The sequence below is a fragment of the Pseudomonas sp. H11T01 genome (assembly GCF_048515765.1).
In the GTDB taxonomy this organism is placed as follows: Bacteria; Pseudomonadota; Gammaproteobacteria; order Pseudomonadales; family Pseudomonadaceae; genus Aquipseudomonas.
Genome location: NZ_JBLYED010000007.1, coordinates 68,159 through 83,227 on the forward strand (window position 1 = coordinate 68,159; position 15,069 = coordinate 83,227).

Below are 15,069 nucleotides of genomic sequence, written 5' to 3' on the forward strand. Positions count from 1 at the left end.
CTCAGAATCGACCCGTGCCAGTTAAAAACTGTTACCTATGTGCTTGAACTGATTTATTACCTATGTGGGTGAGTCATACCGTCTGCTGCTTTTCATCCCAATTCAGTAGGGTGCAAAATGGCATGAGATTCATGCAAAACCAAGCCGGGAGCCGTTCTCCGTGAACTTTTCTGCGGACTGTTATACAGAAGCGCCGGAGTTACACAGCAGAATTGCTGTCGAAATAGAGAGTTAGGCGTCAATCGAAAGGAAGGCATGAAAATGACACGCGTCCGAGTTGAGGGCTTTACTATCTCGCTTGACGGATACGGAGCTGGTCCGAATCAGGACATGAGTAATCCGCTCGGCGTGAGCGGGACAGATTTGCACCAGTGGTTAGTCCCAACACGCACGTTCCAACGGACCCTATTTGGCGCCGACGGTGGCACAACGGGGATCGATGACGACTTCGCTGCGCGGGGTTTCAATAATGTTGGCGCCTGGATTCTCGGAAGAAACATGTTCGGACCGATTCGCGGTTCCTGGCCCGACATGAACTGGAAAGGCTGGTGGGGGGACAACCCACCCTATCACGTTCCAACTTTCATCTTGACTCATCACGCCCGCCCGCCCATCCAGATGGAAGGCGGAACGACATTCTACTTCGTCACGGGCGGCATTCACGAGGCGCTTGACCGGGCGCGCGACGCAGCCAACGGAATGGATGTGCGCATTGGCGGCGGACCTAACACTATCCAGCAATATCTTCGTGCGGGCCTCATCGATGAGCTGCACATCGCTATCTCGCCGGTCCTGCTGGGCGGGGGAGAGCGACTGTTCGAGGGGATTGACGTGCGCGCTCTAGGATACGAATGCGTTCAGTTCGTTGCGTCGCAGAAGGCCACCCATGTTGTACTCCGGCGCCAAGGGCACGATGACGCCTAACAACCGGTTGCAGTGGACGGCGCTGCCGCGCCGCCGCTGAACCGAGCAAACCCAATCTGATGGTTTGCGGACGATCACATCTGTGCGAAGCAAACATACAAAACCTGCGACAGCGATAGAGTCGTGAGATCAATCGGAAGGGCGCGCTATGATCTGCACAATGACCGGACCTTCCGTTACGATCGGCGGGTTCGCATGGATATTTGATGCATTTTTCTGAATCCAGTCACGTGCGACTTTCAAGCTCGCATCGCTGCCGGCCTTGTCCGTGCAAACAGTCACCGACGTACCACCATCACCCGTATTCAGCAGTGTGTAGCTTACGAGGCCAGGCACTGTCCGCAGGGTAGCTTCGACGTCGTCTTTGCGCTCTTCTAAACGCTCGAAAAGCTGTTTTGCTCCAGCACCCAAGTAAGTTCTTATAACCGCATACATAGTCGTCTCCTTTGAGAGTACCGTCTTGATGCCAATCCAGGTCCGCTGATGGCCGCTATCACCCAAGTTTCAATTCGCTCCGATTTATTAAGCTTAGCCACACGCCGGTGACAAGCGAAATACAACGACCACCGGCCACTTTTGGCCGAAAGCGTTCAGTCTGCTAGACCCGTTTCTGGGCGTTTTCTGCCCCTGCGTGAAGTGCAACAACTGATCACGCTTAGTTGATGGGGTGGTAAAAATGATACGGGTTGCGGTGGCCGTTGCAGCGGGAACTTCAGGGTACTGGCCAGGTCAATAGGGGCCCTGTGTCGGAGATGCCGAGCAGCGCTGTGGCCTGTTTTACGGCAGTGCCGTCCGAGATCAGCCGAGTCCGCCCCCTGATGCCAACCAAGAGTTTTCTGCCGGGTCTCATCCTGGTGTTCTGCGCCGTCGCGTCGCTTTGTTCGGTTGCTGCCGAGCGAAGAGCGCCCTCGCAAAGTAACAGCGCATCAACCACCCTAATCGAAACCGCCTCGCGGCAGTATGGAAATGGCCAGTTGGACCAAGCCGCTGCCACGCTGGAGCGTGCCCTGCATATCCAGCCGAACAACCCCGCGACGCTGCATTACCTCGGTGTGTTGCGTCTTCAGCAGGGGCAGTACGAGCAGTCTGAAACGTTGGCGGCGCGCTCGAACATACGGGTTGGCCGCAACGTCGCGTTACGCAACCGCAACTTCCAATTGATCCAGGCGGCGCAGCAGGCCAAGGCTTCGAGTACCCCTCCCAACGCCAAAGAGGACCTGGTCGCAGTACAGAAGGGGCTCGAAGAGGAGGCCCAAAGGCGCCGCGAAGCAGAAATGGCCGCTGCTGAGCAATCCGCTCCGGACACCGAGCGCCAAGCTGGCACCTTCGCTCGCGCAGAGGCGGAGCGGGTATCGGATTCACCGACGGCTGGCAGGCCTCGGCCCGAAGGAGAATTGCCAGTGGCTTCCGTCGAGCCAGAGCCCGCGTACGATGAGGTTGAGATTCCCCGCGGCCATTGGCCGCCTCCGGGTAAATGCCGAATCTGGTTTCCTGATCGCCCGCCGGGCCATCAGCCCGCACCCGGCAGCTGCAAGAAGCTTCGATATCGGGTTCCGTTAGGAGCCTACTTGGTGCACGGTTGAGTTTTTGAGTGTCCACTTCTGGCCGCAACCTGCCTGTGGCGACCGGCTGAAAACGACCCATACCTTCCGGTCGTAGCCGGCAGATATTCACCCAGCGAACAGCTAAGGGATTTATTAAGGGATTTATGTCCCATTGATTCGATTCCGCAGCCGATGCTGTCCGACTGCGAAGCCGAGTCAAGGTAAGCGAACGAGGTTGCTGATAACAGCGTTTATGGTAAATCCCTGGATCTATCCTGGACACGCACACGATCAAGCGCAGAACACTACTGTAAGCCAAGCCTAACCTCTGGTAATCGCCAGCCTCGCTCCAAAAGCAAACATGACGACCTCAAACTTCTAGCAGCACCTCTGTCAGATCGGGGACGCGCCAGACAGATCAGGAGTTGGAGTGATCGGCCGCCTTGGCTTTGCTTTCAGCTACTGCGGCTTCAGTCTGTTTCTGTGCAACCTGGTAGGCTTCCATCGAGACTTTCCGGGCCGACTCCATGCGTGCGGTGGTCCGATCACCGCCACCTGTGGCCATAGCCAGAGAGGAAACGGTCAGAGCGGCGACTACGAAGAGAGCTTTCATGGATTTCATTTGGGTATCCTCAAGTGAGATTTTGTTAACAGCTAACAGCGGGATTTATGTGCTAAGACTGAACGTCCTTGTTCAACGTGGCCTTACCACCCAGCCAGGGCGGTGTTTCTTACTGCCCAGGTGCTTTGCTCCGTAGATTCTGCCGTGCTCTTGTTTTTGGCCCAGAGGGTGAGCATCACCATCGTCAGGAATCCACCGACGATGAGGACCGGATAAGCCGCCAGCAACTCCACCAACGAGTATTTCCAGGCCAACGGGCGGCCAACACCCAGCATTGCGGCATAAAACCACGACACACCGGATAGCGCTCCAGAGAACAGCGCCAACATGCGTAGGCTGAAGGAGAGCTTGAGCAACGAACCGGCTTTTTTCAGCGCAGGCAATACCGCGCTATGCAACACGACGCCATTAAGGGTCAGCAGTACAACTATTCCGATCTTGGCTTGCAGTTTTGGGTTAAGGAAATACTCCATCCCTGTGCCGGTGTAATCTATTCCAACGATAGCAACACCCGTAATCCAAAGCATTATAAGAGCGAGCACTACGGTTTTCTGAAGGCTTTCCATATGCGCGTCATCATGCCGACCGGACGCATCGCCTTTAAGGAGTTGCTTGACCATTTCAATATCGCTGGTCAACACAAGCCCAATGGCCACACAGCAGGCAATAAGGTGGAAATATACAACTCCCAAGCGCAAAAACTCCACGGTCGTTTTTTGCGCTAACAGCGAAGTAAGTAGTTCCATGGTTGCCTCTTTGTTCTAATATTGAATCAATACATGACTCGGCATGACTTGACTGGAATTTGCAGTGACTCGTCGCAATTAAATCCAGCAATGTATATTAGTTAATCGTTCAGTATTACTTTAGCAAGGCAAAGCTGAGCTTCGCGAATGAACTTTTAATCATCCGATTATCTCCATTTTCAGGGAATAAAAATCCCCATTCGCACTGAGTGCATATGAGGTTTAACTTCCGCTTCCGAGGGGAGGTGAGGGTCAGAGCCCGAGTCACCTGCTGCGTATTCTGAACGGCAAAAGTCGAATCCGTTCATTTTTTGATCAATTCTGCCGACCAACGGCAGTGACAAGACCCCGTCACGGGTAGTGGCTCAATGCCGGCTTGGATGGCGCAGCCAGCACCATTACTGGCTTTACGGCCAACCAGCGTGCCGCTGAGAACCTTTCGACTGAAACATGGCACGTTCCTTTCTGGTCAACGTCTGCGTCCAGCGACTAGGCCCCTTGCCAGTCGTTAGCCAACGGCAAGGGACCAGTTTCAAACAACTTGAAATAGTCGGGGATATTTGATGACACTTGCTTCAGGAGCAGCGTGGTGCTTCATCAAATAATCGTACTCATTACTACTCGGCCGAAGGGGCGATCTTCGACTAGATAACGTACAGCTTCAGCGGCGCCTGCGATAACCCGCATGCCGCCGAACGCGAGCGATCCGAGCGCCGCCTTGGTGAGCGAGCCGCTGATGCCATCGACCACAACACGAATGCATCTCCACTAGCACCTCGCCGTCGACTGGTTGAGGGCGTGGCAGATCGACAATCCGGTTTTCCTGGTAATCACCATAGGCTTGGTATTGAACAGCTAGCATGGTCATGTTCCTGTATGAACGTGATGGATACCGGGATCAGTGAGCGTGTTTCTTGACGAAGGCAGCTGTCATCGAAATCAACTCGTCGATCTGCTTCTCGTCTTTGGTCATGTTGAAGGCGTGATCCATGGGCCGGACAAGCAACTCATGTTTTCCGGGGTGATAGCTGATAAAGCTTTTCCCGAGCGTTGGTTGCGGAGAAACGATGTCGTCGTTAGTACCGACGGCGACGAGCAGTGGTCCCTTGTAATGGGTGATCTCGGCGGCGGCATCGAGGGTCATCAAGCTGACAAAGAACGCGGATTTAAGCGTGACCTCGCCACCGCCAGGTATTGCCAGTGCGACGGGGGTGTCACCGCTGTGCAACGCTTCCTTGATCTTCTCGGCGCCCCACAGCAGCGGGAAAGCGGCCCCCATATTGGTCGCGGGGTTCCAGAGTGCGACCGCGTCGAGTTTATGCGGAGTCCGTCCTGCTACAGCAGCACCAACTGCTCCGCCCATGCTCCATCCAACAAGAGCCATGCGGCTGGCGTCGACGCGCCTGGACTTGGCCAGAAAATCGAGCGCAGCCAGCCCATCCTCAACATCCGTATCGAGTGTGCCGTCGGTCTTGGCACCATCACTGTCGCCATCAAAACGGTAATCAATACGGAGGCTGGCAATGCCTTGTTCGGCCCAAAGACGTGCGGCACGGACATAAATACCTTCATTGACGGCCGGAATGATGTGCTCATCCCTACTGCCCCCGAAACTGTGAAGTAACAGAATTACTGGGGGCTTTTTAACGCCGTCGGGCAGGTTCAGAGTGCCGACGACGTTCATTCCCTCAACGGAGAAGGTGACTTTTTCTTCAGCCGCAGACGCGAAATATGGAGCTGTAACCAGGCTTGCGAGAAGTACTATATGAGTCAAAAAAGTAGGCACGGGGGGGTGATCCTCAGCTAGACGGGTAAAGGTTTAATTCTTGGGCTGGGGGGCATCGCCCGGAGATGCAGTCGGCGCTCCGAGCAGTCCGATAGCGCTGTACCAGAGCGGTCCTTGATTGATGCGGTCTGGGTGGAGTTCGATCATTTTGTCGAAGAACTCACGTGGGGTCGGCTTCTCGGCGAGTAGTTCTATGGCATCCAACAGGTATTGGCGGGTCTGCTCCAGAATGACTGGATCATCGGCACGATTTTTCTGTTTGTGCCCAGCAATAACGATGCGCGGTTTCAAAGCTTCTACTTGGTCGATCGCCTTGATCCAAGCTTGGAGCCCCCCGTTGCCGCCTTCGAGGATCTGTTCAGTACCGAACCAGTGATCGCCATGTCTGTGGGTCACGTAGATGTATTTCAAGTGCTTACCGGATTGTGCAATCCAGTCGCTGACCTTCTGCGTTTGCTCACGGGTCATTGGCGGATCGATCAACACAGCGTCGGTTTCCCCGAAGATCAGGATTGAGGTAATCGGCGATGAAACGATGCGATCGCCATTGGGTAGGCGTATATCGCTCGCCCGAGTTACCCCGTCAGTAACGAGTACTTCATAGGACAATGTCGAAGGGGGGGACATATCGTTCGCTCCTGTACCTATGCTGCGGCGGACTCGGCGGCGCCTGGTTGATCGACTCCACAGCAGTACGTGCCACTCGTGCCTCTTCAGGTGCCGGAAAATAAGGGGGCCTGAAGAACTCTAGACCACACGCTGGGTACTCGTGCGCAGCCATACACATTTGCTTTCGGGCGCTCTACCAGGTCTGCTATTGGCCCAGAGTGTGTAAAAACGCCTTCGCGAACCCTTGCTATGATTTCTGAGGATTTCATCGCAAGGATCGCCCATGAAGCGCTTTATCCAAGGTGAACATCGAGGCCAAGGCACCTTACTTCCCGAGAGCCTCGACGACTACGTCAGCGATACCAATCCGGTGCGCGTAGTCGACGTCTTCGTCGACGAACTGGACCTGGTCAATCTGGGTTTTGAAGGTGCCATTCCAGCCGATACTGGCCGGCCTGCCTACCACCCCGCGATCTTGCTGAAGATCTACATCTACGGCCATCTCAACCGCATCCAGTCGAGCCGACGTTTGGAGCGAGAAGCCGTATTGGAGGAGATGCAGCTTCGGCTGAGCAAAACACCAGAGATGATGCGAGTCCGCAAACGAACGGTTGAGCATCCCTTCGGGACGCTCAAACAATGGATGGGTGCGACGCACTTCCTGACCCGAAAGCTCGCCGGGGCGAGTGCGGAGATGAGCTTGAATGTGCTCGCCTACAACTTGAAACGGGTTATAAAAATCATCGGTACCAATGGGTTATCTTGCCCGAACCTGCTTGCGTAGCTCATCCGCGAAGTAACAAATGGCGGGTGAAGCCTCATCTACGCTAAGCCTCAGCTCAATCATGACATTTCCTAAGGGGGGGAGGGCCGAGGTTTCTTCATCCAGGATGCGCCATGATGGCTGGATAAGCGGTGAGGTGGTGGCGGCTATGGCCAATCCACTGTCAACTGCGAGCTGTACGCCAGTGACACCCGTGCATTCAAACGCAATTTCGTAATCCTTTTGATTACTGCTCAGCGCCGCAAGAATTTGTCGCCTATACCCGCAGCCGTGTGGGTACAGAGCCAGTGGAATGGGGGCCGATGGTTCGAGTTGGAAGCCAGCAGCTGCCACCCACTGAAGCTGATCACACCGAAGGGTTTCTCCCTTTGCGTCGCCATTGCGTTGAGTGACAAGCGCCAGATCCAGATCCCCATTTTCCAGCGCAGAGAAAAGGTTCTGACTAATATCGTTGCGGATTTTCACGCGGACGTTGGGGTAACGTCCCGTGAACTGCTTGAGGACTGGGGACAGGAAAGCACTGGCATAGTCATCTGGAATGCCGAATCGGACGGTGCCGGTAACCTCTTCGTTGAGAAACAAATCCATAACCTCATCGCTCATCGCCAGCATTTTTCGCGCGTACTGCAACAGCACCTCGCCGTGACTGGTTAGTTCAGCTGTCTGTGTCTGATGACCGCGATCTATCAAGCGCTTGCCAAGCAGTTCTTCAAGCTTTTTCAATTGAATACTGATGGCAGCCTGAGTTTTGTGAAGACGCTGCGATGCCAGCGACAGGCTTTTGCATTCGGCGATCGTCTTGAAACTGTGCAATAGAGCGAGGTCTAGGTGACGCACAGAGCCGTCCTCAAGAGGGGTGAACAGAACATGGGCAGGGTAATGTTGGGCACCAGTGCCCGCATTAGATCGCCAATAAAAGGTCGATGTCAAACCGAGCTTAGGTACGCCTGTTCAAGGTGTTTCGTCATCGCACTTAACTATTTTTTACATGGGGTATATTTTTTATTAAATATCCACGCCGAACAGTGTTGGTTAGATTGACCACAAGAACTTTGTTGTTTGTTGTCATTTAACAAGCAGCCTGAACACGTCTTGAAGGGTCAAGGAACATAAGATGAAAGCCGAGTTTGATTATGTCATCGCAGGTGCCGGTTCTGCGGGTTGTGTTTTGGCGCGCAGGCTTTCCGATGCTGGTCACCAGGTGTTATTGCTGGAAGTTGGCCCTTCGGACATGTCCTGGATCATACGGATGCCTGCGGGGCTACGCTCGGCATTCAAACCCACGTCGAAATACAATTGGTGGTACTACACGCAAGAGCAGACTCATCTCAATAATCGATGCATCCAGCAACCGCGTGGGCGGGTTCTTGGAGGTTCATCCTCGATCAATGGTATGACTTGGTTGCGTGGCCATCCCCAAGATTATGATCGCTGGCAGGCTGAAGGCGCCTCGGGCTGGAGTTGGGCAGAATGCGCCCCTTATTTCAAGAAGATCGAGTCCAGCACCATCCCCGGCCCCTATCGCGGTCATGTTGGCCCTATCAGGGCGCAGCGCCAGGAGAACCTGGGTACCCTCAACGCCGCATTTCTTGAAGCGGGACAGCAGGCTGGATTTTCCCTTACTGATGATGTGAATGGATTTCGCCAGGAAGGCGTATCGCGGTTCGAGATGAGTGTCCGAGACGGAGTCCGCAATAGCGCCGCCTACGGATATATCCATTCAGGTGAGCATCCCAACCTGACTATCTGGCTGGGTTGCGAGGTTCAAAAAGTGAACCTTGATGGAAAACGGGCCATCGGATTTCAGGTTCGCTACAAGCACAAGACCATCGATGTACGTGCACGACGTGAGGCTATCCTTTGTTGTGGAGTGTTCGGTTCGGCTCAGTTGCTTATGTTGTCTGGCATTGGCCCTGTGGAACACCTGCGCGAGCATGGCATCACATGCCATGTGAACCTTCGGGGCGTTGGCGAGAACCTCCAGGATCATCTGGAGTGTCATATCCAGATCGAAACCAAGGAGCCGATTTCGTTAAACCGAGAACTACAGCCCCACCGTATGCTATGGGCCGGTATGCAATGGTTTGGCCTCAAGAAAGGCGTGGCATCGGTCAACCAGTGCCATGTGGGCGCCTTTTTGAATAGCTCCCCGGCCACGCCACATCCGGACATTCAATTCCATTTTTTTCCGGTGTACTTCAACAAGGACTGGATCCCTCTGAGTACCGTCTACGGTTATCGTATTGGCGTAGGCCCCATGCGACCAACAAGTAGAGGGAACGTACGTTTGCGCAGCGCCAAGGTATCCGATCCGTTGCGAATTGACCCCAATTACATGGCCACGGAAGAAGATTGGCGGGTAATGCGGGAAGCCATGCGTTTGGGCATCGAGTTTTCGAACCAGCCCGCATTGAAACGCTACAGCTACAGAGAAGACACCCCTGGTGCAACTATCCGCAGTGGGAAGGCAATGGATGAGTTCATTCGGGAGGATGCCGCCAGCGCCTATCACCCATGTGGTACCTGCAAGATGGGCAGCGCGGATGATTCTCTGACGGTAGTCGACAGTCAACTTCGGGTGGTTGGCATAGAAAACTTGCGTGTGATTGACGCTTCAGTGTTTCCGTCGGTACCCAGTGCGAATATCAATGCGGCGACGATCATGCTCGCTGAAAAAGCCAGCGACATTCTGTTGGGGAAACCGGCACTCAAGCCTGAGTCTTTACCGTACTACAGCCAGTTTTCATTGCCTCCTGAGCACAAGGTCTCGGCGTAAACGGATTACCCTATAACCCTAACGAGTAGTAAATGAATGTCGCAGATTATTCATCGTCAAGCCAATGCCGAAGAAAAAGAACAATGCCAACGCTGGGATCTCTGGGAGAGCGGTAATACCAACCGTTTTGAATACAGTTATAATCAAGATGTGCATTTCGTTGTTCAGCGGGGGGAGGCAGTCATCCACAGCGCCACCAATGCACCTGTTTCAATATCGCCAGGAAGCCATGTAACTATCTATAAAGGAGTTGAGGGTGTCTGGGAGATTAACTCGCCTATCATCAATCGCTATCAATACTTGTAAGCGTGAGTCTAAGACGAACGAAATATAACGGTGCGGTAAAGTTTATACTGCACGATTCAATAATCTAATCGCTTCGAAAAAATTTAATCATCAATCTGCCAAACCTAACAACGCCAATATTGGAGATGCCCGATGATCGCTATGAAAAGCAACATGCACAAAGTCAGCTATTGGGTGGCCAGCCTCACGCTCGCCACAGTCGCCAGTCTGGCACAGGCTGACGATAAAAAACCGGTGGTCGTAGGTTGGGTCAACTGGGCTGACGCTGAGATCACCACAAAGCTCGCGACACTGGCCTTACAGGATCAAATACAGCAGCCTGTGAAACTGGTAATGGCCGACATCGGCATCCAGTTCCAAGCCCTGTCCACCGGGAAAGTCGACATGATCCCCATGGCGTGGCTGACGTATAGCCACAAACCATTCTGGGATAAGTACAAGGATAAGCTTGAGGATCTCGGGGTTCTCTATGAGGGCCGCCTGGGCTTGGCAGTTCCTGCGAGCATCCCGGAAAGCGAAGTCTCAAGTATCGAGGATTTGAACAAGCCAGAGGTCAGGGAGAAATTGGGCGGCAAGATACTCACATCGGAAGTCGGAAACGGCCAATATAAGACGGCGACACGTGCTATCGCAGATTACAAGCTTGATGGCTACAAACTGGTAGCGTCCTCCGAGACCGGCATGCTCAATGAGTTTGATCGGAACATCAAACGTGGCCAGTGGGCCTTGCTCAACGCGTGGAGTCCGCACTGGATGTTTTCCACCTGGTCGCTGCGATACCTCGATGATCCGAAAGAAGTCTACGGTAAGGCAGAGCAAATCCACGCGGTGGGTCGTAAGGGCTTCAGTCAGGACTTCCCGCAGGTCGCGTATTTTTTTGGCCACTTCACCATCCCGATGAAGGACTTGGAAAACATGATGAAAGCTGCGCGCGAGTCGTCAGCCGACCAAGTGGTTGCAGAGTATTACGCAGCTCATAAAGATACCTTCACAGCCATGTTCCAAGGTGCACCTTCGATCACCGCACAGACACCCTGAGTATTCGCGGATATCCTCCCTCGGGCCGCCGTTGAAAACCGGCGGTCTGTTCGCCACCGCGCCAGTGATGTCATCGGCATTTGCTTGCGCATGGCTTGGTGTGGAATTGACAGGTCAGTTCTGGCAAGGGGCCGTAAGGGGTCCGTAGGTTCGCTGATTTGTTTTCAAGCTATGCGATATCGTTCGACCTAGCTCTGATTGCGGTGACCAATGTCCGTATATCGACTCCTCCTCATTGCAAGCCCCTTTGCTTTGGCTCCCGTGCCGACTGCACACGTATATTCGGCCTCTAAATACGGCATCGTTTCGATGCAGGGCCATGATGGGCTATTCGCGCGTCAGCTCTCGATTACTTTTTCGTGCTTTTCGCACTTAGACATTAAGAGGGTTTTGCCGACGCCGGTTCGACCGGTTTGCCATCGTTCAGGTTGCTTTGCAATCGTGGTTAAGAGTTGTTTCTCTCGTAGAACACGTCGGGTAACGAAAAGGTTGGATCCCTCAAACGGATTAAAGGAAAGACCTGCTGCTCTCCGGTCAACATCGAGGCTGATTCAAGCGTTGGAGTGTTCGAGTCAGCTTGTACGATCGTTGCTAGTGGAAGCCCCTGGAGAGTTGTTCAGGTTCGCTTCAGGCCCTAACGGTTGCAGGACGTCATAGCTCTTACTTCGAATGCCCCCTTCAGGCAGGAGAGCGAAAAGATGGCATTCGAATCCGTTGGTTCGATATAGCTTGAAATCAGCCTGTTATTCCATAAAACAAGTACAAACGATTTTTATAGTGCGTTTTAATCTATTCATATTTTTGAATGGATTGGAGTACTTGTCTTTGAAAACTACGGCGCTTCTACCTTTTAGCTTGCTGTTACTGGCGACTTGCTCAACGGCTTTCGCTGGCCCCACTTTGGATCGCGTGACGAAGAAAGGGGAACTGACCGGCGTCCTGATGGAAAACTATCCGCCATTCTCTTTTCTCAATGAGCAGAACCAGCTGGACGGATTTGATGTCGATGTGGCCAAGGCTGTTGCGCAACGGCTAGGCGTGAAGCTGAAGCTGGAAACACCGTCTTGGGATGTCATCGCTGCTGGTCGCTGGAGCGGCCGATATGACATCTGCGTCTGCTCGATGACGCCGAGCAAGGCACGTGCCGAAGTGTTCGACTTCCCGGTCGAGTATTACCAGTCACCGGCCGTGATCGTGGTGAATGCCAAAGACAAGGACATTGTGACGGGCAAGGATCTGTCGGGTAAAAAAGTCGGAGTGATCAGTGCGTCTACCTATGAAGCCTATTTGAACAAAGATCTGGTCATTGAAGGTGCCGAGGACAGGCCGTTGAGCTATCCGTTCCAAAGCGTCCAGGTCGCGCCTTACGACAATGAAACGGTAGCCTTTCAGGATCTGGCTTTGGGCACGGGCGTGCGCCTGGATGCCATGGTCACCAACCTCATCACTGCTCGCGAACGCATCGCGCAGGATCCTCGGTTCAAAGTTGTCGGTGATGCGCTCTACGCCGAACCGAACGTCGTGGCGATCGAAAAGGGCGACCCTCAATGGAATGACAAAGTCACTGAGGTCATCACTCAACTCAAGGTTGACGGCACGTTGAGCAAGATTTCGCAAAAGTGGATCGGTGCCGACATCAGCCAATGACAGCCCTCAATCCACACCCTGCAAAGGCGACTGTTGCACCCGAGCCCGTACCGCACCGTTTTAGCCGGCTATTCGGTTTTCGTACTCGCCTGTATTTGACATGGGCGGCGCTGTTTGGATTGTGCGTCATGTTTTTCATGAGCTTCGATCTGAAGTTCTCGATCATTCTGGAGAAATGGCCGAATCTGGTCGGTCTGCATTTGGGGCCTAACGGTTTCTTGCAAGGCGCCGCACTGACGTTGTTTCTATGCTTCTGTTCGATCTGGCTTTCATTGCTCCTTGGCTTCGTGACGGCACTTGCGCGTCTGTCACGGAGCGCAGTAGCTTTTGGCATTGCCAGTTTCTATGCGTCTTTTTTTCGCGGTACCCCGCTGCTGATTCAAATTTTGCTGATCTACCTGGGGCTACCGCAGCTGGGTGTTGTTCCTGGCGCCATCAGCGCCGGGATCATTGCGCTCTCGCTCAATTATGGTGCCTATCTCAGCGAGATTTTTCGTGCCGGCATCATGGCTGTTGCACCTGGGCAGCGGGAAGCAGCAATGGCACTGGGTCTAAGGCCGACGGCGACGTTTTTGCACATCGTCCTGCCGCAAGCCATGCGCACGATCATTCCCCCGACAACCAGTCAGTTCATTTCAATGCTCAAGGATTCGTCGCTGATATCCGTGATGGGTGTCTGGGAGGTGATGTTCCTGGCGCAGTCCTATGGGCGGTCTTCTTATCGCTACATCGAGATGCTCACCACTGCAGCCGTGATTTATTGGCTAATGTCGATCGGCCTTGAACTGATCCAGCACCGCTTCGAACGCCACTACGGCAAAGGGTTTGAAAAGCAGCGGTGACCCACCCCCGTCATTTATTTTTCAGGTACCACGATGTCTGATCCCAAACCTCTGCTGTTTGCGCTTTACGAACAGGCCAGTGTCGGTTGTGGCGGAGCGCCGAGCCTCTGGACGCACCCGGCTGACGAGCGACTGACAATCAACTCTCTGAGCTACTGGTCTAACCTGGCGCGTGTCGCCGACCAAGCACACCTCGATATGTTGTTTTTTGGTGATGTGCTGGGTTTCTACGATGTGTTTGGCGGTAATGCCGATGCGGCCATGAAGTGGGCGGTGGAAGCACCGGCCAACGATCCGTTGATGATCATCCCCGCATTAGCTGCCGTGACGGAAAACCTGGCCTTCGGCGTCACTGTCACCACCAGCTACGAACATCCCTTCACTCATGCCCGGCGCTTCAGCACGCTGGATCACCTGACCAATGGCCGGGTCGGGTGGAACATCGTCACCTCCTACCTCACCAGCGCCGCTCGCAACTTCGGCCTTGAGCAGATGATCAAGCACGATGATCGTTATGAGCGCGCCGAAGAGTTTCTCGATGTTGTTTACAAGCTCTGGGAAGGCAGTTGGGCAAGCGATGCTGTGGTTGCCGACAAGTCTCGCCAGGTCTATGCCAAGGGCGATCGCGTGCGACCGATCAATCATATTGGCGAGCATTACCGGGTGGCCGGGCCGCATTTGACTTCCCCATCTCCGCAACGCACACCTTTGTTGATCCAGGCCGGTTGGTCAGGCCGAGGTCGTGAGTTTGCAGCCAAGCATGCAGAACTGATTTTCATCGCCAAGTCCAACCCGCTGGAGATTCGCCAGGGATTGGAAGATATATGGGCACAGGCCAGGGCACGGGGTCGTCACGCTGAGGATGTAAAATCACTGACGGTACTTCGAATCGTCACGGCCAAGACCGAGATCGAAGCCCAACGCAAATATGACGAACTGCAAAGCAACTACCACTTGCAGGCGCAACTGGTGAGTTATGCCGGCGATACCGGTATCGACATCAGCCGCTACGCGGACAGCGACGCGTTGTCCACTCACACCGAAGGCATGACTTCCTATGTGATGCGTCCCGATGGCAGTGGCAAGCCCTTGACCGCCGGCGATGTCAAACAGCGCTTTGCCAACGTCACCCGTGGCAGTGATCTGATTCTGGTGGGAACGCCGCAACAAGTGGCCGATCGCATTGACGAGCACGCCCGTATTTCCGGCACCAGCGGCTACATGCTCAACCCGCTGATTAGTCCAGGTAGCCTTGAGGACTTCGTTGAGCTTGTCATTCCTGAACTGCAAAAACGTGGCTTGTATCGTACCCAACCACAGAGCGGTACTTTTCGTTCGCGGTTACGGGCTGATGGCGCTAACCATTTACCGGATTCTGCATACGGAGCCTCGTTCCGCTTTGATGAAGGTTTTTAGGATGGAGGTGCCTGTCCCGTTGAATACAG

General features: G+C 54.0%; 15 protein-coding genes and 1 pseudogene. 10 read left to right on the forward strand and 6 right to left on the reverse strand.

The features are described 5' to 3' along the window. Positions 1 to 261 precede the first annotated feature (261 nt). Positions 262 to 924 (forward strand): dihydrofolate reductase family protein, encoded by a 663-nt coding sequence (locus ACN1C3_RS11315; protein ID WP_419116094.1) that lies wholly within the window; start codon positions 262 to 264, stop codon positions 922 to 924. Between the two features lie 129 nt (positions 925 to 1,053). Here ACN1C3_RS11315 and ACN1C3_RS11320 read toward each other — a convergent pair whose 3' ends face one another. After that, on the reverse strand, positions 1,054 to 1,359 hold the full coding sequence (locus tag ACN1C3_RS11320) for a hypothetical protein (RefSeq protein WP_419115899.1): 306 nt from the start codon (positions 1,357 to 1,359) through the stop codon (positions 1,054 to 1,056). Positions 1,360 to 1,742: 383 nt separating this feature from the next. On the opposite strand from ACN1C3_RS11320, the gene ACN1C3_RS11325 reads away from it, so the two are divergent. Beyond that, positions 1,743 to 2,507: a tetratricopeptide repeat protein gene (locus ACN1C3_RS11325; RefSeq protein ID WP_419115900.1), complete on the forward strand. Its 765-nt coding sequence runs from the start codon at positions 1,743 to 1,745 to the stop codon at positions 2,505 to 2,507. Positions 2,508 to 2,886: 379 nt separating this feature from the next. Here the strand turns inward: ACN1C3_RS11325 and ACN1C3_RS11330 are convergent, their stop codons facing one another. The 4 genes from ACN1C3_RS11330 to ACN1C3_RS11345 all read right to left on the reverse strand — a co-directional run bounded on the left by ACN1C3_RS11330 (position 2,887) and on the right by ACN1C3_RS11345 (position 6,249). Continuing rightward, a complete protein-coding gene (locus ACN1C3_RS11330) occupies positions 2,887 to 3,090 on the reverse strand; it encodes a co-regulatory protein PtrA N-terminal domain-containing protein (protein ID WP_419115901.1) in 204 nt (67 codons plus the stop codon). 83 nt (positions 3,091 to 3,173) lie between these two features. After that, on the reverse strand, positions 3,174 to 3,836 hold the full coding sequence (locus ACN1C3_RS11335) for a hypothetical protein (RefSeq protein ID WP_419115902.1): 663 nt from the start codon (positions 3,834 to 3,836) through the stop codon (positions 3,174 to 3,176). An 898-nt stretch (positions 3,837 to 4,734) separates the two neighbouring features. Next, positions 4,735 to 5,622 carry an alpha/beta hydrolase family protein gene (locus ACN1C3_RS11340; RefSeq protein ID WP_419115903.1) on the reverse strand — a complete coding sequence of 296 codons (888 nt, stop codon included), beginning with the start codon at positions 5,620 to 5,622 and terminating at the stop codon, positions 4,735 to 4,737. Positions 5,623 to 5,655: 33 nt separating this feature from the next. Then, entirely contained in the window at positions 5,656 to 6,249 is a 594-nt protein-coding gene (locus tag ACN1C3_RS11345) for an MBL fold metallo-hydrolase (RefSeq protein WP_419115904.1), read from the reverse strand. A 44-nt stretch (positions 6,250 to 6,293) separates the two neighbouring features. Here ACN1C3_RS11345 and ACN1C3_RS11350 point away from each other — a divergent pair. Further along, positions 6,294 to 6,387 (forward strand): annotated as a pseudogene (locus tag ACN1C3_RS11350) (IS5/IS1182 family transposase); the annotation flags it as partial. A gap of 127 nt (positions 6,388 to 6,514) precedes the next feature. After that, complete coding sequence (locus ACN1C3_RS11355) at positions 6,515 to 7,015, forward strand: transposase (RefSeq protein ID WP_419115905.1); 501 nt, start codon at positions 6,515 to 6,517, stop codon at positions 7,013 to 7,015. On the opposite strand, the gene ACN1C3_RS11360 is transcribed toward ACN1C3_RS11355, so the two are convergent. After that, on the reverse strand, positions 6,989 to 7,852 hold the full coding sequence (locus tag ACN1C3_RS11360) for a LysR substrate-binding domain-containing protein (RefSeq protein ID WP_419115906.1): 864 nt from the start codon (positions 7,850 to 7,852) through the stop codon (positions 6,989 to 6,991). The two genes, ACN1C3_RS11355 and ACN1C3_RS11360, sit on opposite strands and share 27 nt — an antisense overlap. Positions 7,853 to 8,129: 277 nt before the next feature. On the opposite strand from ACN1C3_RS11360, the gene ACN1C3_RS11365 reads away from it, so the two are divergent. The 6 genes from ACN1C3_RS11365 (at position 8,130) to ACN1C3_RS11390 (ending at position 15,040) form a co-directional block, all read left to right on the forward strand. Continuing rightward, entirely contained in the window at positions 8,130 to 9,791 is a 1,662-nt protein-coding gene (locus ACN1C3_RS11365; RefSeq protein ID WP_419115907.1) for a choline dehydrogenase, read from the forward strand. Between the two features lie 36 nt (positions 9,792 to 9,827). Beyond that, the gene (locus ACN1C3_RS11370; RefSeq protein WP_419115908.1) at positions 9,828 to 10,097 is read left to right on the forward strand and encodes a cupin domain-containing protein; all 270 of its coding nucleotides are present in this window, start codon (positions 9,828 to 9,830) and stop codon (positions 10,095 to 10,097) included. 132 nt (positions 10,098 to 10,229) lie between these two features. Continuing rightward, positions 10,230 to 11,135, forward strand: a complete 906-nt coding sequence (locus tag ACN1C3_RS11375) for a glycine betaine ABC transporter substrate-binding protein (RefSeq protein ID WP_419115909.1) — start codon at positions 10,230 to 10,232, stop codon at positions 11,133 to 11,135. A gap of 942 nt (positions 11,136 to 12,077) precedes the next feature. Next, on the forward strand, positions 12,078 to 12,782 hold the full coding sequence (locus ACN1C3_RS11380) for a transporter substrate-binding domain-containing protein (protein WP_419116095.1): 705 nt from the start codon (positions 12,078 to 12,080) through the stop codon (positions 12,780 to 12,782). Then, a complete protein-coding gene (locus ACN1C3_RS11385) occupies positions 12,779 to 13,624 on the forward strand; it encodes an amino acid ABC transporter permease (RefSeq protein WP_419115910.1) in 846 nt (281 codons plus the stop codon). Before ACN1C3_RS11380 ends, ACN1C3_RS11385 begins: the two co-directional genes overlap by 4 nt. Positions 13,625 to 13,657: 33 nt before the next feature. Beyond that, positions 13,658 to 15,040, forward strand: coding sequence for an LLM class flavin-dependent oxidoreductase (locus tag ACN1C3_RS11390; RefSeq protein WP_419115911.1), 1,383 nt, complete (start codon positions 13,658 to 13,660; stop codon positions 15,038 to 15,040). Positions 15,041 to 15,069 lie beyond the last annotated feature (29 nt).